Below are 24,924 nucleotides of genomic sequence, written 5' to 3' on the forward strand. Positions count from 1 at the left end.
AAGACAATAATCTTGACGATCGGATACAATAGGGAAATATAATGTTGGTTAGTTGAAATATAATGAATGAAGCGCAAATAAAACCTGAAATACTCAAGGAAGCAATAAATGAACTTGAAACTATAAATGATTGGTTGCGTTTTAGTGCGAGTCAATTTTCACAAGCTGGATTGTTTTTTGGTCATGGCACTGATAATGCTTGGGATGAAGCTGTTAGCTTAATTTTACCTTCACTTCATTTACCAATTGATATGCCTCGTGATGTTATTAGTTCAAAACTAATTACCAGTGAAAAACAACAATTAGCTGCGCTTATTGAAGTAAGAATTAATCATCGTACACCAGTACCATATTTAACAAATCAAGCGTGGTTTGCAGGTTTACCTTTTTATGTTGATGAGCGCGTACTAGTGCCAAGATCGCCATTTGCAGAGCTTATTAGCAATCGTTTTTCTACTTGGTTAGAAGACGGTAAACCTATGAACCGTATATTAGATATGTGTACGGGTTCTGGTTGTATTGCTATTGCACTAGCAAAAGCATTCCCAAATGCACAAGTTGATGCTGTTGATATTTCTTATGAAGCCCTTGAGGTTGCTGATTTTAATATTCATGAACATATGGAGTCAGATCGTGTTTATCCAATACAATCAGACGTATTTAGTGGTGTACCGGGTCAAAAATATGATTTAATAATTGCTAACCCGCCTTATGTTGATGCTGAAGATATGTCCGACTTACCTGATGAATTCCATCATGAACCAGAATTAGGTTTAGCTTCAGGCGATGATGGTTTAGATGTTACTCGAATTATTTTAGCTGAAGCAGCAGAACACTTGACTGATAATGGATTATTATTTGTCGAAGTAGGTAATTCTATGATACACATGGAAGTTATCTATCCAGATCTGCCATTTACTTGGTTAGAATTTGAAAATGGTGGCATAGGTGTATTTGTATTGACCAAAGAAGAATTGATTGAACATATTTAACATGTACCATGATACTTGGAAATACAGGTTTCAGAGTTTGGGTAGGATACTGGAATTATAGCGTTTCATTTAGGTGTAAGTCGTATGTGATTTAAATCACATGTAATTAAATATTGATAATTTTTTATGGGAATGAGGAAAATCAATGGCAGGTAATAGTATTGGGCAGCTATTTAAAGTAAGTACTTTTGGTGAAAGCCATGGTGTTGCTTTAGGTGGTGTTGTAGATGGTTGTCCAGCAGGACTAGAAATCAATGAAGATGATTTACAAGTTGATTTGGATAGAAGAAAACCAGGACAAAACCGTTATACCACGCAACGACGCGAAGAAGATAAAGTACAGATTTTATCGGGTGTTTTTGAAGGTAAAACAACTGGTACAAGTATTGGTTTGCTAATCAAAAATGGCGATCAAAGATCGCAAGATTATGGTAAGATTAAAGACGTATTTCGCCCAGGTCATGGTGATTATACTTATTGGCATAAATACGGCATACGCGATTACCGTGGTGGTGGTCGTTCATCGGCAAGAGAAACTGCGATCCGTGTTGCTGCGGGTGGCATAGCTAAAAAATATTTAAAACAATGTCATAGTATTGAAATAAAGGCGTGTTTATGTCAGTTAGGACCAATAAAAGCAGAGCAATTTGATTGGGACTTAGTAGAAGAAAATCCGTTTTTCTTTCCTGACAAAACAAAACTTGAAGCTCTTGATCAATATATGCGAGATCTTAAGAAGCAAGGAGACTCTATTGGTGCAAAAGTAAAAGTTGTGGCCTCAAATGTTCCTGTTGGATTAGGTGAACCTGTATTTGATCGACTTGATGCTGAAATTGCCCATTCGTTAATGAGTATTAACGCAGTAAAAGGCGTTGAAATGGGTGATGGTTTTGATGTTGTTGAGCAAAAAGGTTCTGAGCATAGAGATGAGTTAACGCCTGAAGGTTTTAAATCCAATCATGCTGGAGGTGTATTGGCTGGTATTTCTACAGGGCAAGATATTATCGCATCTATCGCGTTAAAACCGACATCGAGTATTACGATACCAGGGCAGAGTCTAAATACTAATAATGAATCAGTCGATATGATCACAAAAGGTCGTCATGATCCTTGTGTTGGTATACGTGCTATTCCAATTGTAGAAGCGATGCTTGCAATTACTTTGATGGATCATTTGTTACGTCAAAGAGGACAAAATCCACATGTTAATTTAGAGCACGGACCAATCCCAGGCAGTTTCAGTTAATAGTGAGATAAAGAATAAATTAAAAACACTACTTATATTAATATAACGAGTGTTTTTTAATTTGACTATTTTGTAAAATTAACAGCAATTGTTAGGATTAAACTAAATTACTTTTTATGCACCAAATATCTGACTTAATTTCTATATTTGATAATACATTTTATCGAAACTATCAAACTCGACTTATTCGAGGAGATGATGAACCAATCTATCGTCCTGCAGATAATGAATATAATTTTCATCGTATTATTTTTGCCCATGGCTATTACGCAAGTGGTATGCATGAAATAGCACATTGGTTGATAGCGGGTGAAAAGCGCAGATTAATTGAGGATTATGGCTATTGGTATTCTCCAGATGGTCGATCTGGAAAACAACAAGCTGAATTTGAAAAGGTAGAAATAAAACCTCAAGCAATTGAATGGGCATTATGTATAGCTGCGGGCTTTAAATTTAATGTATCAGCAGATAACTTAAATGGTGAGCAGCCTTGTAGAGTGAGTTTTCAAAAAAAAGTACACCAACAAATCATGAAATATATAGCAAACGGTTTTAGTCAAAGAACACAACAGTTATTAAAAGCACTTAGTGACTTTTATCAAACACCTTGGCCATTAACAGAGCAAAGATTTAATTGGTAAAAAATAATGAAAAAATTTAAGTTAGGTTTAATTGTCAATCCAGTTGCAGGCTTAGGCGGTAGTGTTGCCCTTAAAGGTAGCGATAATATGAGCCAACAAGCTTTTAAATTAGGTGCTGTTGCTAAATCAAATATGAGAACGCGTGCTGCACTTGATGTTTTAATGCCATATCAATCTCAAATAGAAATTTATACGGTTACAGGCTTAATGGGAGAGCAAGTCGCAAAGGATTTAGGTTTTGATACCCATGTTGTTTATGAATCTCAATTGGAATCTACAGCACAAGATACTGAAGAAGCAGTACAATCTTTAAAATATATAGGTGTTGATCTTATATTATTTGCCGGTGGTGATGGTACTGCTCGTAACATATGTCATGCAGTAGAAGATTCTTGTGTTGTTTTAGGTATTCCAGCAGGCTGCAAAATTCATTCAGGGGTATATGCAATTACACCAAAAGCAGCGGGGCGTGTTGTCGAGTTACTAGTAACAGGAGAACTTGTCACAATTCAAAATGCCGATGTTATGGATATTGATGAAGTTGCATTTAGACAAGGGCGTGTAAAAGCTCGAAGGTATGGTGAAATGCAAGTGCCTTCAGAATTGAGATATATTCAAAGTGTTAAAAGTGGCGGTAAAGAAACTGATGAACTTGTATTAGATGATATCGCAGCATATATCGCGTCTGAAATGGAAAATGATGAAAAATATATCATAGGATCTGGTTCTACAGTGGCTGCCGTGATGGCAGAAATTGGTTTAGAGAATACTTTATTGGGTGTTGATGTTATAGAAGATCATGAGCTGGTTGCATCGGATGTAACTGCGGATCAACTTGTTAATATTATCAAAGAACAAATATCTCAAGGGTTAAAAGCTAAACTAGTGATCACCTTGATTGGTGGCCAAGGTCATATATTTGGACGTGGAAATCAACAGTTAAGCCCTGAAGTTATTAAATTGGTTGGTAGAGATAATATTATTTTAATAGCCACTAAAACTAAGTTACAAGCGCTGAATAATCGTCCTTTGATCTGTGATACGGGCGATAGTGAGTTAGATGATGAACTAAGTGGGTATATTAAAGTGATCACTGGGTATGATGATCATGTTATGTATGCGGTTGGTATTTAGAAATTAATAGGAACAAAGATGACATTAAAAGAATATGTAGAGCAAGCGCAAACATTTTTTGAGCATTTAGTTGAAATAGCCTCTGATGATGAATTATTTGCTGGAAGTTATATTCAAGGACATTTTGACCTTGCTGTTGGATATGCACAGGTTGAAAAATTAGATCTTACAATCGAAGATCTTAATATAAATATTGAAAAGTCACTTGTAAAAGCATATAGAGGTGGCGAGTTATCTGATGAAGATAAATCTCATGTTGTAGCTGTGTGGGAAAAATTAAAAAATATAGCGTAGTAAACCCACAAGCTTAATTAATAATAACATCTCTGTAGCTATGTTTATACCCGTGCTACTTGGAAATACAGGTTACAGAGCTTGGGTAGGATACTAGTACAAGGCATGATTTGTAATGCATGGTTATTCCCTGATGATAAATCATAACGCCGTAATCGTTTTCTACCCAAACTCCCGTAGGGCAAGACGATAAGGGGTCAACTGTGTTGTTATAAGATATATATTGAGAATGACTTAACGACACATCTTATGCCTCGCATTTGACACGCTTCTCGACTTGCTGAAATCACGCATTTCTATGTAGCATGGGTATACTTACTTTTTAGATAAATTACCATTAAAGTAAACAAGAATAAAAAACTAGAGAGAAATAATTAAACGAATTATATTAAATTATGACACCATTGGTTCCAATGCTTCTTTTATTTATCATTTCTGACAGTAAAACCCCCCAATCATAGTATAAATTTACGACGCTCTACGGTAGCTTTTTATATTTTTATGTGTTTTATGCATTACTTGAAAATTTTGCATCTTACTTATTTATTCTGTTTTTTGGCATTTCTAATAAAGATATAATCATATAAATATAAATAAAAACATGGTAGTTGACAGTGTTGACAACTTTAAGGTGGCTTTTTTTTAATCTGAAATTTTACCAATTTTACCAATTTTAAATTTAAGTAATAATTTAATCAGTTTAGTCAATATATTAGCAAAAATCCCACCTTAAAATTTACGTTTACGTTAACGTCAAATCATTTTAATTGATACTTGCTATAATTTAATATTATGATTTATAAGGTATATTATTTTTCGTACATATCAATGTAAAAAAATTGTGTTTCACTGTTATTAAAAAATTAATTGGTTTTACCAATTGACAATATTTTTGTGGTAATTATTATGTTTGTATAAATAATGTGAATTAAAGCTTAGTTCTTTGGCTAGTAAAGCAAGATTTTTAAGTTTCAGAGTATAAATTAATTCATATTTTTAAAGTGATTTGAGAACAGATTTATTGTTGGGAATGAGGAAAAAAAGATGGATATAACATCTTTATTATTGCAGGCTGCCAATTTAATGCTTACAGGCATGGTAGTTGTTTTTGTTTTTTTATTGTTATTGATTTCAGCTGTTAAATTAATGTCGGCTTTTTTTGCAAGTCGAGATGGTGATCTAGTTACAAATAATAAAACCAAAACAAAAAATACAATCACTACTAAATCGTCAACTGTACCTTCAGCACATCTAGCTGCAATTGCAGGGGCAATTCATCAGTACAGACAACAACATAGTCACAAGAAAACATAAGGGGTTATTCTATGTCTAAATTAAAACTTACCGAGTTAGTATTAAGAGATGCACACCAATCAATTTTGGCAACTCGACTTCGTTTAGAAGATATGCTCCCAATTGCACAAAAGCTTGATAAAGTAGGCTATTGGTCAATGGAATCTTGGGGCGGCGCAACATTTGATGCATGTATTCGATACCTAGGTGAAGATCCTTGGGAACGTATTAGAGCCTTAAAAAAGGCAATGCCTAATACTAAACAACAAATGTTATTACGTGGCCAAAATTTGCTAGGTTATCGTCATTATGCTGATGATGTTGTTGAAAAATTTGTTGAACGTGCTCACGCCAATGGTGTAGATGTATTTCGTATTTTTGATGCTATGAATGATGTTAGGAATCTGGAAACAGCAATAAAATCAGCTATCAAAGTGGGCGCTCACGCTCAAGGTACAATTTCATATACACAAAGCCCTGTTCATAATTTAGATATGTGGCTAACACAAGCAAAACAACTAGAAGATTTAGGTTGTCACTCAATTTGTATAAAAGATATGGCAGGTCTTTTAAGACCTTATGAAGCTGAAGAGCTAATTTTGGGTTTGAAAAAGACCATAGATGTACCAATTGCAATGCAATGTCACGCAACAACCGGTTTAAGCACTGCAACTTATCAAAAAGCAATTGATGCTGGTATAGATATGCTTGATACCGCAATTTCATCTATGAGTATGACTTATGGTCATAGTGCTACTGAAACTATGGTTGCTATTGTTGAAGGTACTGATAGAGATACGGGTTTAGATTTACCATTATTAGAAGAAATAGCGTCTTACTTTAGAGAAGTGAGAAAGAAATATGCACAGTTTGAAGGTAGCTTAAAAGGAGTGGATGGCCGAATTTTATTAGCACAAGTACCTGGTGGCATGTTAACTAATATGGAAAGCCAGTTAAAAGAGCAAGGTGCAGCTGATAAGTTTGATGAAGTATTATTAGAGATCCCTAAAGTGCGTGAAGATTTAGGTTATCTACCCCTTGTTACACCCACTTCGCAAATCGTTGGTACACAAGCAGTCTTAAATGTTCTAACAAAAGAACGTTATAAATCAATTAGTAAAGAGACAGCTGCGGTACTTAAAGGTGAATATGGCTCAACACCTGCGCAGGTTAATAAAACATTGCAAGATAAAGTGTTAGAGGGTGCAGAAGTCATTACATGTCGCCCCGCAGATTTATTGAAACCAGAACTTACTGAACTAGAGACGGCATTATTGACTGCTGCAAAAGAAGATAATATCTCACTTGCAGATGAACAAATAGATGATGTATTAACTTATGCATTATTCCCTCAAATTGGTTTGAAATTTCTTAAAAACAAAGGAAATCCAGATGCATTTGAGCCTGCTCCTTCACTAGAAAGTTCGCCAGCTTTACTAGAGCAAGCTCCAGCTCCAGCATCAGGTAAAACTGAACATTACAGTGTTCAAGTTGAAGGCAAAGTTTATGATGTTGTTGTTGCCCCAAGTGGTGAATTAAAAAATGTAGTTTCTTCAAATATGCAAACTATTGCTGCTGCGCCGGTTGCTCCTGTCGTAAGTGATGCTGAAGACTTAGCCGCGCCTTTATCGGGTAATATCTTTAAAGTGCAAGTGAAAACTGGACAGCAAATAAAAGAAGGTGATGTGGTTATCATTTTAGAAGCAATGAAAATGGAAACAGAAATCAGAGCCACTAAAGCGGGTACTATTGGCGAAATTTATATATCTGAAGGTGACGCTGTTTCAGTCGGCGATGCCTTGCTTTCAATCACTTAGGAGCTGTTATGGAAGGGGTAATTAATCTATGGCAGTCTACAGGAATTGCCAATATAGAATTTACACAACTAATAATGATAGCGGTGGGTTGTTTATTATTATTTTTAGCAATTACTAAGAACTTTGAACCCTTATTATTAATACCAATTGGTTTTGGTGCAATATTAACAAATATACCTTTAGCTGGTATGTCGGACACTGGTGGTATGCTTTATTACGTTTATAAAGTAGGTATCGATTCAGGTGTTTTTCCATTAATTATTTTTATGGGAGTTGGTGCACTGACTGATTTCAGTGCATTAATCGCCAATCCTAAAATGTTATTGTTAGGTGCTGCAGCTCAATTTGGTATTTTTGTCACTTTATTTGGTGCTATTTTACTTAACTTTATACCAGGTTTTGAATTTACTTTAAAGGATGCTGCGGCAATCGCTATTATTGGTGGTGCTGATGGTCCAACAGCAATCTTTTTAGCTTCTAAATTAGCACCTGATTTATTAGGCGCAATAGCGGTAGCTGCATATTCATATATGGCATTAGTGCCATTGATTCAGCCGCCAATAATGCGTGCTTTAACAAGTGAAGAAGATCGTAAAATTGCAATGCCACAACTACGTCACGTATCTAAAATGGAAAAAATAACTTTCCCGCTATTAGTATTGGTATTAATTATTATGTTTTTACCCGCAGCAGCACCATTAGTAGGTATGTTCTGTTTAGGTAATTTAATGCGCGAAAGTGGTGTTGTTGAGCGTTTAAGTTCAACTGCACAAAATGAACTTATCAATATTACAACTATCTTTTTAGGATTAGGCGTTGGTTCGAAGTTAGCTGCAGATAAATTTTTAACTGTAGAAACTATCGGTATTTTAGCTTTAGGTGCCGTTGCGTTTGCGATTGGTACAGCATCAGGTGTTTTGATGGCTAAAGTGATGAATCGCTACTCTAAAACCCCAATTAACCCATTAGTTGGAGCAGCAGGTGTATCAGCAGTACCTATGGCTGCACGTGTTGTAAATAAAGTAGGTTTAGAAAGCAATCCACATAACTTCTTATTAATGCATGCTATGGGACCAAATGTAGCGGGTGTACTAGGAAGCGCAGTAGCAGCAGGTATTTTATTGGCACTTGTAGGGTAGTTCCAGCAAGGCTAATGTAACAGTAAAAAGTTTTAGGGCTCAACCTCCCGACCTTGATCGTGCACTATTTTATGATGGTGCGCGTTTTTTTATTCCTAGAATAAGTGTTAGTATGATCTTTTATGTTAGCTTCAGGACTAAAAATGCCTCCAGTATTAATTATCTTATTAAGTTTGTTTGTTGCACTTATAATACTTGTGCCATTAATAGAAAAATTTGGCCCTAGGTTTTCTAATGAGCAATTGAGTCGCTATCAAAAGTTTATTTGGCCTTTGTTGGTGATATTAATCATTACACAATTACTTTATAGTTTGGTGTAAAGCCATATCGAGTGGTTTAGCTATATCAGGAAAGCGATAATCACATACACCATCAGGATAAATTTGTTTGAGTTTACTTTTATAAGGTGTCATATCTGTACTGCCATAAAGGCCTGAACTGATAGCTTGCTCAATGGACATCGTTTTACATTTAAAAATACTGCCTTGCCAAGGACCACCTGCTTGTATGCGACTATTAGTGTAAATAGGGTAGGTAGTCGTACATTTACCATGCGGTTTGCTATTCCAATCACCATCCCATACATTAGTACCTTGAGCTATTACTTGACCGTCTTTGTCATAACACCGATCACTTGTTTGGTTTTGTAGTTGTTTTGAATCTCCTTTGAGTAACCATTTATCCATAACAGAAAAAGCTTCGTCTAAAGGGGTATGATCTGGATGTGCTATCCAAATCTTATGATTATTGAGGCTTTTGGTTTGTGCTAAGATGCGTAGTCTAGTGGCAAAAGACGTTGAAATATGATGCATATCTAATTTAGGCTCTAAATAATGATGTATATCTATGGTAGGGATATCATTAAATCCAATAAAAACCTGACCATAACGGTAAGCTTTTTCAATTGCCTTACTTGATGCTTTACTACGTTTTGCAGGACCTTTTATGGCAGGGTAGATATTGTGCCGACTCCATTGTGTCATCCAAATAGGGATTTTGGTAAAAGGTAAATAAACTAATTGTTCTTGTTTCATTTTCTGCTGTGGTTTCCAGCCACCAATATGGTAATTTAAATGTATGAACTCTTCGGGTGAAATGATATTTTTTTGTAAAGAAGATAATCCATATTGAACGCCTTGATTATCCCAAGCTGAGTTTGCAAATCCATTATTATCTTTCCCTAAAATGTTAATAAGATCTTGCCAGTAACTCCAATGGGCTTGACGCTTTACCTCAGGAGAGAAGGTATTTTTAATAAACCCTTGATCTGGGTTATTTATTAATGAACTTAAGCCAAAATAGCCATGAATGCATTCACTATAATTTTTAGGGATATATATTTTTTTAGCACTAGCTAATTGATTAAAAGGATAAAAATACCAAGATTTGTGTTCAATGTTTGAGTTATTAAAGCCTTCGATTGATTGCTTTTTATCAGCAATATCCCAGTTTTCTAGTGAACTTTTAAAGGTGTAATAGCTATTTAATAAGTCACAATCTAAAGCATATAAAGTTTGGCTGATCATATCAGGATACGAATATAAGGGTAGAGCACCATTGATTAATCCAGAACTATTTTGTGCTAAAAGATATTGTGCTAATCCACCGCCTGAGCCACCTATTCCTATGGTATATAAGGGTTTACCATACAAAGCAATAAACTGACTTTTCACTCTTCGAACAGTGTCTTCTGCTTGTAACATATTGTAGCTGAAACTGGTTTTATTGGCTGTACTTGATATTACCGCATAGCCTTGTTTGAGTTGTGGTATACGTCTGCTAATGAGTTTTTTAGGGTTTAATTTTCCTTGTCTAAAACCTATGCCTACACCTCCTGCAAATTGATAAATAAGCTTTTTATTCCATAACGAGTTCAATAAACGGTCGTTTACTTCATTTGCTTTTACGGGCATCACAATTGCGTAGATATATCTATTTATCGTACCTTGTTCTATGCGAAGTATTAAATCATCAGGCTTTATATTTTTTGTATTTTGTATTTCAGTAATCTTTTCATTGATATCGACTTTAAAAAACCTCAATTGACTTGGTATTAAACAATCTTTACTAAAACCGATAACTTTATGAGTTTTTTTTCCTTTTTCATCGAGTTCAAAAATAGGGATACCAAGTAGTTCTTGGTTATCAACTAAAGGTTGACCTAAGCCGGATGCTTGGGTATGGCATGAAAAAGGATAATTTAAATTACCTGAGAATAATGGCTCAGTAGGGCCCACTTCACCTAAGCCAATAGGGTAACGTGTTGGGTCATTTGGTCTAGGAGTATTTCTAATATGTGTTTTGACATTAAGTAAGGGCGCTTTTACTGATGGCGCAATTGATAAAACTTGCTGATCTTCATAGGGATTAAAACTGCAAGTGATAAGTGCCAATATAACTAATACAGAGATTAAAATCTGACTAAGTAACTTCATTACCACCTCCTCCTGATATTACTTTAATTATAGGAGGTGGTTCGAAATTTTGGACTGAAATTTACATTAATATTTAAAATAAAGCACATTAAAAGTGCCCAGATATAAATTTAAAGATTAACCATAGAAAGTTGCAATTCTCTATTTCGATTTAGTTTAACAAGGTAATCATTTGCAATCGGCTTAAATTTAGCTAACTCAGATTTAGGCAAAGATTGTGATTTAGGTAATTTAACCGTTCTAGGATTACGATGAACGCCATTTACTAAAAATTCGTAATGCAAATGAGCACCAGTTACTTGACCTGTCGCACCAACAGTACCAATAAGTTGTCCTTGCTTTACTTTTTGTCCTTTTTTCACCTTTCTTTTGTGTAGGTGGAGGTATTTAGTTACATATTTTGAGCGATGCTGAATAAATACATAATTACCATTAAACCTACTACGACCAGATTGAATGACTTTACCATCACCAGATGAAACAACAGGTGTGCCAGTTGGGGCTGCGTAATCAATGCCTCGATGTGCTTTAACTCTTCCGGTAACAGGGTGTTTTCTGCGCGAGTTAAAACTAGAGCTAATATATTTAAAGTTTACAGGCGCACGTAAAAACGATTTTTTCATACTGCGACCTTGTGCAGTATAAAAATTACCATCAGTGTGTAAAATTGCGTTGTATTTTTCACCTTGGTTAATAAATTCTGCAGCAAGTACTTGGCCAGAGCCTATATAATCGCCTTCAATAAAAAGGGTTTCGTAAATAAGCGTAAATTGATCGTTTTTACGAATATCGTTGGCAAAATCAATATCCCAACCAAAAATATCAGCTAAGTTCATTATTTGTTTGTCATTTAAGCCTGCTGCTACACCCGCATTCCAAAAATTAGACGTAATTAGTCCTGAAGATGACTTAGTGCGTTTTTCAATCGTTTTTGATTGTATTTTAGATTGATATTTACCTTGAATATTAAGATTTATTAATAAGGTGTCGGTTCTATTTAATATGTATTTTAATTGAGAAAGCTCGCCATTAGCGTTTTTAGCAAAACTTAGTGTCTCCCCTGGATGTATTTGAGTTAGCTTTTTGGTGTTTTTATCCGCACTTATCAATTTATGTAATGTTTTAGCTGAAAAACCCGCTCGCTTGAAAATAATTGCTAAATTGTCGCCTTTTTTAACTTTGAAGTTCTTAAAATTGACTGCAGATGTTAATTCTGAAGTGACTTCAGTTACTTTGGGTTGCTCAACGGTTATTTTAACTGGTGATGTTTGTGTTTTTGGTGTTTGCTTAACAATTTCTAGCTCTAAATTGTAACGTTTGCCTATTTCTAAAACCTTGGTGTTATTGTCTTTTGAAGCAGTTGCTTGTTCCACAGGGATCAGAGTTAAACCTAGCATTAAAGAAGAAAAACCTAATATGAAAAACTTGTGTTTTTTCGGTAGCTTTTGTACCGCTTTGACCATCATTTATTTGAATCAGCCTAATGATATTTTATAACAATATTTTAGCATATAACGATTTTTGCTCAGATGCCAGAATTTTGTGAAAATATAGCTATATAAAGGCATATACCCAAGCTACTTGGAAATGCATGATTTCAGCGGGAGTTTAAATGGTCAAATACAAGACATTAATTGCAGGTAATGGTTATTCCCTTATCAACATAAATAACGCGGTAGTTGACCATTTAAAACCCGCCCGTAGGAAATTTATCAGGTAAGTAATCACTACGTTACATCTGTTTGAAAGGCTATAAGCATTCCTAAAATGATGTGCCTTGTGCTAACTCACCTGATAAATTCTGAAACAAGCATTATCAAGTGGCTTGGGTATATAAACTGGACTTGTAATAGGCTAGAATCGAGGTCTAGCATTACTAGCCTAAAAGTTAAATATTATTTGGAGTGTTTGATGAGTGATTTGCAAGCTGCGTTTGCTGAGATAAAACGTGGCGCTGAAGAAATCTTAATAGAAGATGATTTATTTGAAAGATTAAAGTCTGGCAAAAAATTAAAAATAAAAGCGGGTTTTGATCCAACAGCACCTGATTTACATTTAGGGCATACCGTTTTAATCAATAAAATGAAAACATTTCAGGACTTAGGCCATGAAGTTATTTTTTTAATTGGTGATTTTACAGGTTTAATTGGTGATCCAACGGGTAAAAATGTTACGCGTAAACCATTAACCCGTGAAGATGTATTAGCAAATGCTGAAACATATAAAGAACAAATTTTTAAGATTTTAGATCCCGCTAAAACAACAGTCGCTTTTAACTCTACTTGGATGGAAGAGTTAGGTGCCGCAGGCATGATTAAATTAGCTGCACGTCAAACAGTTGCACGTATGTTAGAGCGTGACGATTTTAAAAAACGTTATGCCAATAATCAATCTATTGCAATTCACGAATTCTTATACCCATTAGTACAAGGTTGGGATTCAGTTGCATTAGAAGCCGATGTTGAACTTGGCGGCACAGATCAACGTTTTAACTTATTAATGGGGCGTGAGCTTCAAAAAGATGAAGGTCAAAAACCACAAACCGTATTAATGATGCCGTTACTTGAAGGTCTTGATGGCGTTCAAAAAATGTCAAAGTCATTAGGTAACTACATTGGTATTACTGACAAACCATCAGAAATGTTTGGTAAGATCATGTCTATATCAGATCAGTTAATGTGGCGCTATTACGAATTACTCAGTAGCTTATCTTTAGGCGAGATCGAAGAACTTAAAGCTAAAATTACTGCGGGTACTAATCCAAGAGATATCAAAATTGACTTTGCTAAAGAGATGATAGCTCGTTTTCATACACTAGAAGATGCCGAAGCCGCACATCAAGATTTTATTCAACGTTTTCAAAAGAAAGCATTACCGGATGAAATACCTGAGTTAAGCATCACGATTGATGGTGAGGATATCGCCATCCCAAATTTGTTAAAACAAGCAGGCTTAGTAGCAAGCACTTCTGAAGCGATGAGAATGATCAAACAAGGTGCGGTTAAACTAAACGGTAAAGAAAAAATCTCTGATACTAAACAAACTTTTGCTAAAGGTACTGAAGAAGTTTACCAAGTAGGTAAACGTAAATTCGCCAAGATAACAATTGCTTAAATAATTTAAAAGCCGCAACGGCGGCTTTTTTATCGGCTTAGTTCACACAATTCTTCAATTCCAAGTAAGACTCTTCTGGTAAACCGGTGAAGGTGATCTGGGTTAATATTAAATACTTTTTTATTTTTAACTGCGCTTATCATAGGTAATGAATCCCAAGTTGTTAATTGCACGCTATTATCCGATTTATCAGAGATAATAATAATATCGGGGTTGTGCATCAAAACTTGCTCCTTATTTACCGTAGGGTAAGGCACTATATGCTCAGAAAATGGGTTGTCATATTGGCAAACATCCATTAAATTTTGGATCCAACTATCGCCATTTGCTGTGATCAAAGGGGAATGCCAAACTTGAAAAAATGCTTTTTTCCTTGGGATATCTTTAAATCTATCTCTTAAATTTTTTAAGTCTGATAAGTATGTATCTGCTACTTGTTTAGCGATACTTTGGGTATTTGTAACTTCTCCTAATCGAATAATTTCATTTGCTATATTATTGAGTGTTTTTGGTGCGGAGATGAATACTTTAATTCCTAAGGCTTTTAATTTTTCTACTTGACCAAGTACATGGCTATTTTGCCACAATAAAACAAGATCGGGTTTAAGCTCAATTAACTTTTCTAAATTAATACCATTAACGTCTGATACAACAGGATGTTTTTTTGCTTGCTCTGGAAAGTCACTATAAGCACTCACAGCAACAATATTTTCCCCTAAATCTAAACTATATACCCACTCAGTTAGATGAGGCGCAAGCGTTGCAATTCTTTGGGGATTTTGTTGTTCTAATGCAGAAATATTTAAACTCAGTAATAAAAAAAAGGTAACTGTTAATTTAAAGGTTAAACGCAAGGTAAATACTCACTTTGGATAAAATAATAAAACATAACCACAATACTTTAACGCGGTTGATAAGGGATACTGTATGTTTAATACTAAGTAATGTGGGGACAGGGTACTTTCCTACACGTATTTTTGCAAAGCGTGTTCCTGAATAAAATGCAGGCCCACCAAGTTGTGTTTTTAAAGCAGCACTCATGGTGCTTAATAGCCATCCTGTATTTTTTTGATAAAAATGATTGCCATAGTGCTTAATATAGTGAATGCCCACTTTAGTTTCTTTACTTAAAGCAATACAAATAGCGACTAAGCGAACAGGTAGCCATTCTAATATATAAGTAAGGTTTCTAATAGGTTGAATAAACGGTGTATTGGGCAAGTATTGTTGACTCCAACTGGCATGCATTATGGTTAAAATACGATAACCTAATGCGGTTATAGGGCCACCAATTAAATAAAAAAATAATACCGTAAAATAAAGCCTAGTGCTTCTCAAGGTTAAAGTTTCAATTGCAGCTTTGATTAGTCCGGGTTCAGATAAGTTTTTAGTTTCACGTCTAAGCCAAATTCTTAATAAATCTCTTGCTGCAGATTTTTGTTTTTGTCTCAGTAATAGAGGGAGTCTTTTAATTGATTGTTCTAATTTTTGACTTTCCAGGCATAAATATAGAATTAAGCCAGATAAGAACTCAGGGTAAGATGCAAACTCTAATAAGCCATAACACAGTGCTAAAATAACGAATAGAGGCAAAATTGTTGCTAATGTGCCAGATAAAAGTTGATAACTTTTAGAGTCATTTTTTTTATAAACACGTTTTTGTAAATTTGAAAATATTACACATAATAAAGTAGTGGGGTGATATAAGCGCGGTAATGAAAGCCAACGCTCAGCAATCAGTGCAAACAATAAAACAAAAGTCCCAAGCAGTTCATGTGAAGTTTGTGAGTCTGTTAGGAATATTTGATTTATAATTTCAGTCACTTATAGAGAAACCGATTGAAGTTTCTCTAATAAAGCAGTAACCATTTTTGATGAGTTTTTAGATGCTTTGACAAGGTAGCTTTCAAATGATTCAGGAGATTCTTTGCCTGCGATATCAGATAATGAACGTATAACAACAAATGGTGTATCAAGCTGATGGCATGTTTGCGCAATTGCTGCACCTTCCATTTCAACTGCAAGCATATCAGGAAATTGAGAGCGAGTTATTTCTATACGTTTTGGATCACACATAAATGAATCTCCAGTACAAACTAAACCAGTCATTGTTTTAATGCCTTGCATTTGCTCAACAGCATTTTTAGCTGCATTTATTAAAGCTGGATGCGCTTTAAAACCTGCTGGCATGTTAGGTACTTGCCCTATTTCATAACCAAATGCGGTTACATCAACATCATGGTGGCGTACTTCAGAAGAAATAACCACATCACCCACATTTAAGCTTGGCTCAAATCCACCAGCAGAACCAGTGTTAATGATACAATTTGGTGAAAATGATTCAATTAATACAGTTGTTGCAATACAAGATGCAACTTTACCGATACCAGATTGCACTAATATGATGTCTTGACCTGCAAGTGTACCTTCATAAAAAGTAAAACTTGCTTTTTGTGTTACTGTACTTTGTTCCATAGCATCTTTTAAAATAGCTACTTCAGGTTCCATTGCCCCAATAATGCCAATTTTCATTTACTTAACTCAAAATAATATTTTTATATATTATACCCAAGCTACTCCAAGATGCGAGTTTCAGTTGGAATTAAAATGCTATGCCTGAACAAGTCCAGTAGATTGTGTTTTAATTTGGGATGGAGATAAAACAGCTGGTTTACTTGAATTTCGAGTCTTTATCATTGGCTTTTTAGGAGATGATTTTCCAAGTTTGAACATAATCGCTTGCCTTACTTCTAATGGTTTATATCCTGCTTTTACTTTCATTCGGATATGAGGAATGCCAGCAGACTCTAACGCACCATTCACAAACCAGTCTTTTTGTGCTTTATGTCCTTGCTTGTTATTGTTATTAACTAAATCAATTGCAGCAACGATATTCAATGTTTCTTTATCAAGTAAAACATAGTCTAGCTGTTTGTTTTGTGCTTTAGTTAATGCAACACGTTTTGATTTTGAAGTTGTGTCAGATTTAAAATCTATTACATCAATTAACTTCACACGGCTAACTATTTTGTACTCATTACCAATAGCGCGTTCTAATAAATTCAGAAATCCTTTTTCTATATGGGTATATAAAGTCTCTTTTTTAGTAAATGGGTAAGGGTTCCCACTATCAGTGAGCTTAGTTGTGACCATAGATGCAATAACAACTAAAACCAAGATCGACAATAAAACAAACTCCATAATAAACTCCAACTTCAATAATTTGACACTAATGATAAAAATCAGTGAATTTGTAATTTAACAAGCATGATATATGCCATAATTCTTAATTGTTTAGTGGAATGAAACAATTAGCCGATATCTTTTTATTGGTAATAAACAATATATGAAATTGAGAGATATGTTGGTAGAATGCGCTTTTAAGATTAATGAAATGGGTGGTCGTTCCATTTTTATTACTTTAATTATTAATAATAATAAAAACGGTATAAATATGGATTTGTTTAAAACTAAAATAAGTGTTTTTGTTGGTTTGTTTTTGTTGGTAAATCTTAATGTTGCTATTGCAGTAACCCCCGATTTATTTCTATTTGGTCAAGATTTATCTTTTTGTTCTAGTGAAAATTTGCAGCAATGCTCTCAAGATAAAAAAACAATTGGATTTGAAAGTAAAGCAAAAAAAGCGGCAATTTATATAGTAACAGAGCAGGCACTTGAGCGATTGAATGAAGTACCTTGGACAGAGCAACCCGAACTAAAACAGCAAACAATTGAGTTATTAAAGATACTAAAACCTAAGTTAGAAAATAAACAATTTAGTGAAAGATTATTTATTAGAATGTTGCGTCGCCAAAATTTTAAATATTTAAATGAAGATCTCAAAGGTAGAGATGTTTGGTCTAATTTATTTGAATTTGAAAAACAAAACCTATTTGACCTGTTAGAGCAAAAACAAACCTTAAAGTCTGGAAAACGACTAAATACATCAGTAGATATAAAATCATCTAATAACCAATCCTCTATGCTTGCGTATAAAGCTTTTTATAATGCGGCAGCTGTAGTCTCTGGCAACAAGAGAAAACCAAAAATCGTTTTTATAACAGGTAATGATAGAGATCCCTATAAAAAAGTTGATTACTTTCAAGATCTTTTCGATAAGTTGGGTTTTGAAGCAAATTGGCTACCTATTGACTCAGCAATGCAAACTGCTTTGGTTGCAAAGCAATATGATTTAACTTCATGTGATAGTTTGGAAGAATTTCAAATAAAAAAATTGGCTAGTTATCGTAGAAAAGTTTTATACCCAGATCTTTTTAAACGACAAGTATCTCAATGTAAAAAGAAAGACGCAATTATAGATATCTTGAAAAAATCTGATGCATTATTTATAGCTGATGGTAGTCCGTTATTAGCATTTCATAGTTTTTATTTACCAACTGGGGAAAAGTCAGATCTTCTTAAAAAGATTGAAGAAATGCTAACCAAAAAGCAAATAATTTTAGGATTAGAAGGAAGTAGTATTCATGGTCTAAGTAACAATTCAGCCATATTTTCAGGAGAGGGATTACAGGTAATGTTAACGCCTTCTACAATCATGTCATCTGGCAACGAAGCTTGTAACTTAGGATTAGATTGTATTGCATTGGAGTCTGAACGAAATTTAGGTTATCTCAATTCAACATTGTTTAATATGTTCCCATGGGGTGTTATTGATACTCAAACTAGCTCATTGGCACGCCAACCAAGATTAATAAAAACCGCGGTAGAAACTAATAATCGCTTTGCTTTTGGTTTGGATAAGTCAACAAGTGTTGCCATTTCTACTAGTAAAAGTGAAAGTGGAGATACGATTGAATTTAGTGTTTTAGGTAAAGGTGGATTTTGGATTTTCGATACTCATAATAATGGCAAGCAAATAAATCTACAAGCATCGAGTATCGAAATGGATGAATTTATGAGCTATTATTTAACCCACCAAGACTCTATGACTTTACGAAATGGTGTTATATCCGTTGATTTTGCAAGTTGGAAGTTTACAAATTCAACTAATACTCAAACGCCAACAGTAACATCTTCACAACCTTTTTCACGTTACAGCTTTTATAAATTAAATAAGATGTTATGTAACACAGGTGCAGCGCAAGCGAAAGGAACAGGAGATATTCAAGGTGTTGATTATACCTTGTTACTTACTCGTGATGCTTCTACCATCTCGCGCCAGGGAATTATTTCTTTAGATAGCCAAAATCTAAATACTTGTTCTTTTGCAAGTATTTCAAGTCAAATAAAAATACTGAATTAGTATAATTATTAAGTACAAATGACGATGAGTTGATTACAATAGAGAGGTTTTTAATTTAGAGCCTCTTTAATTTTTATGATTGAATCGTCTTTTACCCCTTGGGTACGTATTTTATCCTCCTTTGTAATTCGATGGGGCAATAGTAAAGCAAGTGTTATCTTATATACTTTATTATTGTTTATCGCACTCATTTTATCCTGTATTTATTATTATGTCGCAATAGGCTCAATTGCTTGGTTGGACTTACTACAAAATATCGGTTTAACCGCTTTGTTTTCACCCATATTAGTCTACGTTACAATCAATTTAATCTTACATTTAAATGCATCTTATGATTTTTTAGACAATGCAACACAACAAGAAAAACTACTCAACCAAACCTTAAAAGATAATATCCAGCGCTTAAATAGTGAAATTGATGAGCGAAAAATGGCATTTCAAGCCAAGCGTCGTGCAATTGATGAGCTTAGACGAGAAATCGGAGAACGTAAAAAAACGCAAAAAGAGCTTGCTAAGCAGGGGGTATTGCTCAGATCTATTGTAGATTCATCTCCAGATTTATTTTATTACAGAGATGAAAGTGGTTTTTTTGCAGGTTGTAATCGCATGTTTGAGAAAGTAGTGGGGATATCTGCAGAAAACTTGATTGGAAAACATGCCAGTGAAATTTATACCGGAACGCACCTACCTTCAGTTTTGAAAACAGATAAAGAAGTGCAGCAAAAACATATTGCAGTTACTTTAGATGTTAAATATGAAATTAAAGGTGAAATACATTGGTTTGAAATGCGTAAAGTCCCATTTTTTAACGATAAAAATCAATATATAGGTTTGTTAGGCTTTGGCCGAGATATTACAAGCCGTAAAGCAGCAGAGCAAGCGTTAGAAACAGCCTATAAAGATAAAGGTAAGTTTATTGCGACATTAAGCCATGAATTAAGAACACCACTTAATGGTATTGTGGGTTTAACACGTATGTTACTAGATACAGATTTAAGTGATGAGCAAAAAAGTTGGTGTAATACCGTTTTTTCAAGTGCGGAAACTTTAGGTAATATTTTCAATGATATTATAGATTTAGATAAAATTGATCGTGAGCAGTTGGATATTGCGTGTGAAAGTATTAATTTATCTGATTTCTTAAATGATGTCATTAATTTTGGCGGTGTAATATCTCAACAAAAAGAGCTTGAGTTTAAAGTTGAGCAACAAGGCGAGTTAGATGTATTTGTACAATTAGATCCAACACGCTTGCGTCAGGTGTTATGGAATTTAATTAATAATGCGGTTAAATTCACAGATGCAGGTGGTGTTAGTTTTACATCAATTCGTGAGTATCGTAAAGGAAAACCATGGTTGATGATTGAGGTAGCAGATAGTGGTATTGGTATTGCACCTCAAGAAATCGCTCGCATATTTGATATGTATTATAAAGTACCTGATATCAACGGTAGTAATGCATTAGGGTCAGGTATTGGCTTGGCGGTAACAAAAGCCCTCGTTGAAGCGATGGACGGTAAACTATTTGTAGAAAGTGAACAAGGACGTGGTAGTTGTTTTACCATGGAGATACCGCTAACATTAACTATTGCACCTGAGCAAAGAATGTATGATGGTAGAGGGTTGAATATCTTACTAGTAGAAGATGTACCTCTAAATGCAGAAATTGCAACAAACTTACTCGAGCAAAGAGGCCATGAGGTTATCTGGGCTGAAACAGGTGAAGATGCACTATCATTTGTTGAAACTGAAGATGATTTAGATTTAGTGTTACTTGATATGCAATTACCTGATATCAATGGCGATGAAGTCGCGCGTATTATTCGACAAGACAGTTACTTTGATAAGTTACCTATCGTAGCCTTAACTGCAAATGTACGTCGAGCCGAGGAAGATTTAGCCCAAATTAATATTCAAGGAGCGCTAGCAAAACCAATTAATACTGGCCGTTTAGACCGCATGTTAGCTGAATTGTTTCCTCATTCAACCGAAATCCAAGAGCTTAAAAGGCAACAACCTAAAATAATGTCTTTACATCAAGATAATCCTGAATTTATAGCACAAACGAAGTTATTAGATCTTGAAACAATTAATGACTTTGTTGAATCTATGGGAGTAGAGCCTTTTATTAAAAGTAGTCGATTGTTAGAAAAACTTGGACCTCTATATATCACTGAGATGCAAACAGCTTTAGATGAAAATGATTTAGATGAATATCAGTCCGTTGCTCATAAGTTAAAAGGTGCTGCTGGTTCGGTTGGATTAAAATCAGTTCAACTTTTAGCTAAAAACATGGAAAAAAATACGCATATAGGGACGCTTAAAGAGTTGAAATCTTGGCTTGATGAGCTTCCTGAAGAGATTATTTTGAGTTTAGTTCAGCTTAAAAAGTATTTAACAGACGCTTTTAAGTAACTTAAGTTTGAATTAATAAATGACTATGTGATTAAAAAACCCGCAGTTAAAAGTGCGGGCTTGTTTAATTAGATAAACCAATTACTTCTATTTATCTAATTTACCGATAAAGCGATAACCTTCACCATGAATTGTGCTGATTAACTCTTGAGTTGTATCATCACTTTCAAAGTGTTTACGAATACGACGTATTGTAACATCTACTGTTCTGTCGTTAGAGCGTAGCTCTCTACCTGTCATTTGTTTAATAAGCTGCTCTCGGCTAAAGATACGACCCGGAGAGTCTAGCATTAAGCGTAAGGCGCGATACTCACCTTTTGGTAAGCGTTTAGAATCACCAGATGGAGATGTTAAACAGCGACTGTTTTCATCTAATTCCCAGTCGTTGAATGTCACTACGCCATCTGTGCTTAATTCATTTTCATCATCTGAATTTGAAGTGCGCGTTAATAAATTACGAGCACGAATTGTTAATTCACGAGGATTAAATGGCTTAGTAATATAATCATCAGCGCCTATTTCTAACCCTAAAATACGGTCAACATCATTGTCACGGCCAGTTAAGAAAATAAGACCAACATTTTTCTGTTGTCTTAATTCGCGGGCTAAAATTAAGCCGTTTTTACCCGGTAAGTTAATGTCCATTACAACTAAGTTGACATCATCATTTGCAGATAGTTTATCGTGCATATCTTCACCATTAATGGCTTCGACAACTTTATATCCCTCAGCTTGGAATAAACTAACGAGATTTAGTCGTGTGACATCTTCGTCTTCTACGATTAGAATGACTGGTGTTTGCATCATTTGTAACCTTTTGGAAATGTTTAGTTTACAATTAATAATAAAAATGTTAATCGTTTGAATGTCTAGCGATTATAGGTGCTTATCGATTTGTTAACAAGTAAAACTCGTAATAAGACTATCAAATCGCTTTAAGTACTAACGCGCTATTGAGGATGAAATTTTACTAAAGCAAGTAATCGAGACTCTATTTTAACTTGGCTTTGGGATAATTTAGCTTTGTTAATAAAAATCCTTACTTTATTCCCTTTTTGAATTAAAGCGACTAAACCACCTAAATCTAAAAACTCAAGCGTTTCTCCGATCACAACTACTTTAGAGCTTATTTTGTTAATCCATTGTTTATCAATTTTACTTTGTATATTTTCATTCAAGTATATGATGTTGCAACTGTGATTAAGTTCCATTATTTTTTCTATATCATCAAAAAAAACGATGGAAATGGGAGGCGTTTGAGATTTTAAACTTTTTTTACTAAAAAGAAATTTTTCAGGACCTTTTTTTTCATTAAAAAAACAAAGTTTCATATTATTTAAAGTAGGTGGAGGAAAGGTCATAAATTTTGATATTTTAAAAATAAAAGCTGAGCGTACTTTAGTGATATTTTCAGCATAAGTACTTTTAGAAATAAGAAAAAGGCTACAAAACATAGCAATAAATAATGCATTATTCAAAAATAAATTGATTGCTTTCATCATTATATTCTCCCATCAATAGGGAAAGTAATGATAAAATTTACACCAGTTGAACTTGTATTATTTAGCGTGATTCTACCTTTTATTGCTTGAGTGACTAGGTTATATACTAAATGCATACCTAATCCACTGCCACCTTCACCTCTTCTAGTGGTAACAAATGGGTCAAATATTCTGTTTCTGATATTTCTAGGAACACCTTTACCATTGTCAGTATAATTTATTTGGCATTGCCCCTCATCAATAACTACTTTTATTGTAATTATCCCTGAGGTTATTTCATCAAAAGCATGTATCAAAGAGTTTTCAATTAAATTTTCTAATATTTGACGTAATGGCTCTGCTTTGGATTGTATATAGAGGGATTCAGGACATTCGATAATTATTTGGTGCTGATTTAAATTTATATCTTTTTTCATCGAAAGCAACACTTCATTAATTAAATCATTAATATTAATCATCAAGTAGCTTTCAGTATCTTGATTAACGTCAACTTGTTTGAAGCTAGATATAAGTTCAGCTGCTCGGTTTAGGCTGCGGTAAACCAACTCTAAATTTTCAATACCATCATCTATAAATCGTGACAGTTGTTTTGATGTGAGTGTTTTATTATCAAAAGCAGATTTGATTTCGGTGAGCTTATCTTTCAATAAAGTAGAGCCAGTAACCCCTAAACCAATTGGTGTATTCACTTCATGGGCAACACCAGCAACCATTTGGCCTAATGAGGCCATTTTCTCATTCTCTACGATTTGATTTTGATATTGATGCATTCTTTCTAAAGTATTTAGTAACTCTTGGTTTGCTTCTTTTAAAGCAATTGTTCTTAGATTTACTTTTTCTTCTAGATTTTGATTTAACAGTCTAATTTCTTGTTCGTCTTTTTTTTGTCTTTCAAGCTGAGCTTGGGTGCGAGAAAATAATACATTTAGACTATGGCTAAGTTGATTTAACTCTAAAACATTTACATGAGGGGCTCTTATATCGTAATTTTTATTTTTAGAAACACCTTGTACTAAAGTACTCAATCTCTCTATTGGGTTAGACAATTGGCGTTGAATTCTTAAACTAAGGATAAACACAACAATTAAAACTGAAAAAGCGACTGATATATCTATTATCAATTTATCTTTTATATAGGCATTTAAAGCCGATAAATCTCCACGAATATAGACATATCCTTGAATGATTCCTTCGAACATTATCGGTCTTATAACATCGATATGATTACCAATAGACTCTGGAGTGAAAGGAGCTTTAATTTTATTTATTTTTACTGGAATAGGAGGGGTGTTTGGGGCGTTATAACTTGTAAAAAAAGAAGTTTCATTAGTGAAATCATCGATTTTATAAATATGGATATTTTTTATTTCTTTAACAGCCCTAAACGCTATTAATCGTTTATTTTCAGTATTTTCATCATCAAACAACAAGCTTACCTGAGCATTGAATGCAATAATATCAGCATAAGTTGTTAATTTATTAATCGTTATTGTACGTTGTTTCGCAATGTCTAAATAAGTTGAAACAGAAACTGACAAGAACAGGCAAAATGCTGTAATAAGGATTACAGTTCTGATCAAAGCTTTTTTTATGCTAATTGTTTGGCCATATCTAGGCATATTAAACTAAGTTAAGTCTA

General features: G+C 34.2%; 20 protein-coding genes. 11 read left to right on the top strand and 9 right to left on the bottom strand.

Features of this window, described 5'->3' with window-relative positions; genetic code table 11:
- Positions 1-62 precede the first annotated feature (62 nt).
- The 8 genes from prmB (at position 63) to CJF42_RS14460 (ending at position 8,556) form a co-directional block, all read left to right on the top strand.
- Positions 63-992: a 50S ribosomal protein L3 N(5)-glutamine methyltransferase gene (prmB, locus tag CJF42_RS14425; protein WP_095367365.1), complete on the top strand. Its 930-nt coding sequence runs from the start codon at positions 63-65 to the stop codon at positions 990-992.
- Positions 993-1,137: 145 nt separating this feature from the next.
- Positions 1,138-2,238: a chorismate synthase gene (gene aroC / locus CJF42_RS14430; RefSeq protein ID WP_095367366.1), complete on the top strand. Its 1,101-nt coding sequence runs from the start codon at positions 1,138-1,140 to the stop codon at positions 2,236-2,238.
- A 116-nt stretch (positions 2,239-2,354) separates the two neighbouring features.
- Positions 2,355-2,879, top strand: coding sequence for an elongation factor P hydroxylase (locus CJF42_RS14435; RefSeq protein WP_095367367.1), 525 nt, complete (start codon positions 2,355-2,357; stop codon positions 2,877-2,879).
- Between the two features lie 6 nt (positions 2,880-2,885).
- A complete protein-coding gene (locus CJF42_RS14440) occupies positions 2,886-4,013 on the top strand; it encodes an ATP-NAD kinase family protein (RefSeq protein ID WP_095367368.1) in 1,128 nt (375 codons plus the stop codon).
- Positions 4,014-4,031: 18 nt separating this feature from the next.
- Positions 4,032-4,307 (top strand): YfcL family protein, encoded by a 276-nt coding sequence (locus CJF42_RS14445; RefSeq protein WP_095367369.1) that lies wholly within the window; start codon positions 4,032-4,034, stop codon positions 4,305-4,307.
- A 1,044-nt stretch (positions 4,308-5,351) separates the two neighbouring features.
- Positions 5,352-5,621, top strand: coding sequence for an OadG family transporter subunit (locus CJF42_RS14450; RefSeq protein ID WP_095367370.1), 270 nt, complete (start codon positions 5,352-5,354; stop codon positions 5,619-5,621).
- An 11-nt stretch (positions 5,622-5,632) separates the two neighbouring features.
- On the top strand, positions 5,633-7,417 hold the full coding sequence (gene oadA, locus CJF42_RS14455; RefSeq protein ID WP_095367371.1) for a sodium-extruding oxaloacetate decarboxylase subunit alpha: 1,785 nt from the start codon (positions 5,633-5,635) through the stop codon (positions 7,415-7,417).
- A gap of 8 nt (positions 7,418-7,425) precedes the next feature.
- Positions 7,426-8,556, top strand: coding sequence for a sodium ion-translocating decarboxylase subunit beta (locus CJF42_RS14460; protein WP_095367372.1), 1,131 nt, complete (start codon positions 7,426-7,428; stop codon positions 8,554-8,556).
- Positions 8,557-8,855: 299 nt separating this feature from the next.
- Here CJF42_RS14460 and CJF42_RS14470 read toward each other — a convergent pair whose 3' ends face one another.
- Both CJF42_RS14470 and CJF42_RS14475 read right to left on the bottom strand, forming a co-directional pair.
- Positions 8,856-10,991 carry a DUF6351 family protein gene (locus tag CJF42_RS14470; RefSeq protein ID WP_095367374.1) on the bottom strand — a complete coding sequence of 712 codons (2,136 nt, stop codon included), beginning with the start codon at positions 10,989-10,991 and terminating at the stop codon, positions 8,856-8,858.
- Positions 10,992-11,101: 110 nt separating this feature from the next.
- Positions 11,102-12,454: an OapA family protein gene (locus CJF42_RS14475; RefSeq protein WP_095367391.1), complete on the bottom strand. Its 1,353-nt coding sequence runs from the start codon at positions 12,452-12,454 to the stop codon at positions 11,102-11,104.
- Between the two features lie 448 nt (positions 12,455-12,902).
- Here CJF42_RS14475 and tyrS point away from each other — a divergent pair, with 448 nt between their 5' ends.
- A complete protein-coding gene (gene tyrS, locus CJF42_RS14480; RefSeq protein ID WP_095367375.1) occupies positions 12,903-14,105 on the top strand; it encodes a tyrosine--tRNA ligase in 1,203 nt (400 codons plus the stop codon).
- A 29-nt stretch (positions 14,106-14,134) separates the two neighbouring features.
- On the opposite strand, the gene CJF42_RS14485 is transcribed toward tyrS, so the two are convergent.
- The 4 genes from CJF42_RS14485 to CJF42_RS14500 form a co-directional block, all read right to left on the bottom strand.
- On the bottom strand, positions 14,135-14,959 hold the full coding sequence (locus tag CJF42_RS14485) for a cobalamin-binding protein (RefSeq protein WP_095367376.1): 825 nt from the start codon (positions 14,957-14,959) through the stop codon (positions 14,135-14,137).
- Complete coding sequence (locus tag CJF42_RS14490) at positions 14,943-15,929, bottom strand: cobalamin biosynthesis protein CobD/CbiB (protein WP_252097618.1); 987 nt, start codon at positions 15,927-15,929, stop codon at positions 14,943-14,945. Before CJF42_RS14490 ends, CJF42_RS14485 begins: the two co-directional genes overlap by 17 nt.
- Positions 15,930-16,637 (bottom strand): 5'-methylthioadenosine/S-adenosylhomocysteine nucleosidase, encoded by a 708-nt coding sequence (mtnN, locus tag CJF42_RS14495; protein ID WP_095367377.1) that lies wholly within the window; start codon positions 16,635-16,637, stop codon positions 15,930-15,932. It lies immediately after the preceding gene.
- Positions 16,638-16,715: 78 nt separating this feature from the next.
- Positions 16,716-17,306, bottom strand: a complete 591-nt coding sequence (locus CJF42_RS14500) for a DUF2726 domain-containing protein (RefSeq protein WP_095367378.1) — start codon at positions 17,304-17,306, stop codon at positions 16,716-16,718.
- Positions 17,307-17,451: 145 nt separating this feature from the next.
- Here CJF42_RS14500 and CJF42_RS14505 point away from each other — a divergent pair, with 145 nt between their 5' ends.
- Both CJF42_RS14505 and CJF42_RS14510 read left to right on the top strand, forming a co-directional pair.
- Positions 17,452-19,368 carry a type 1 glutamine amidotransferase family protein gene (locus CJF42_RS14505; protein WP_095367379.1) on the top strand — a complete coding sequence of 639 codons (1,917 nt, stop codon included), beginning with the start codon at positions 17,452-17,454 and terminating at the stop codon, positions 19,366-19,368.
- A gap of 75 nt (positions 19,369-19,443) precedes the next feature.
- Positions 19,444-21,783 carry an ATP-binding protein gene (locus CJF42_RS14510; RefSeq protein ID WP_095367380.1) on the top strand — a complete coding sequence of 780 codons (2,340 nt, stop codon included), beginning with the start codon at positions 19,444-19,446 and terminating at the stop codon, positions 21,781-21,783.
- Positions 21,784-21,870: 87 nt separating this feature from the next.
- On the opposite strand, the gene arcA is transcribed toward CJF42_RS14510, so the two are convergent.
- The 3 genes from arcA to CJF42_RS14525 all read right to left on the bottom strand — a co-directional run bounded on the left by arcA (position 21,871) and on the right by CJF42_RS14525 (position 24,904).
- Positions 21,871-22,587 (bottom strand): two-component system response regulator ArcA, encoded by a 717-nt coding sequence (gene arcA, locus CJF42_RS14515; RefSeq protein WP_095367381.1) that lies wholly within the window; start codon positions 22,585-22,587, stop codon positions 21,871-21,873.
- Positions 22,588-22,733: 146 nt separating this feature from the next.
- The gene (locus CJF42_RS14520; protein WP_095367382.1) at positions 22,734-23,285 is read right to left on the bottom strand and encodes a YfiR family protein; all 552 of its coding nucleotides are present in this window, start codon (positions 23,283-23,285) and stop codon (positions 22,734-22,736) included.
- A complete protein-coding gene (locus tag CJF42_RS14525; protein WP_095367383.1) occupies positions 23,285-24,904 on the bottom strand; it encodes a sensor histidine kinase in 1,620 nt (539 codons plus the stop codon). The genes CJF42_RS14520 and CJF42_RS14525 overlap by 1 nt, the downstream gene beginning before the upstream one ends.
- Between the last annotated feature and the right edge of the window lie 20 nt (positions 24,905-24,924).

This window comes from Pseudoalteromonas sp. NBT06-2, assembly GCF_002276045.1.
Taxonomy (GTDB): Bacteria; Pseudomonadota; Gammaproteobacteria; order Enterobacterales; family Alteromonadaceae; genus Pseudoalteromonas.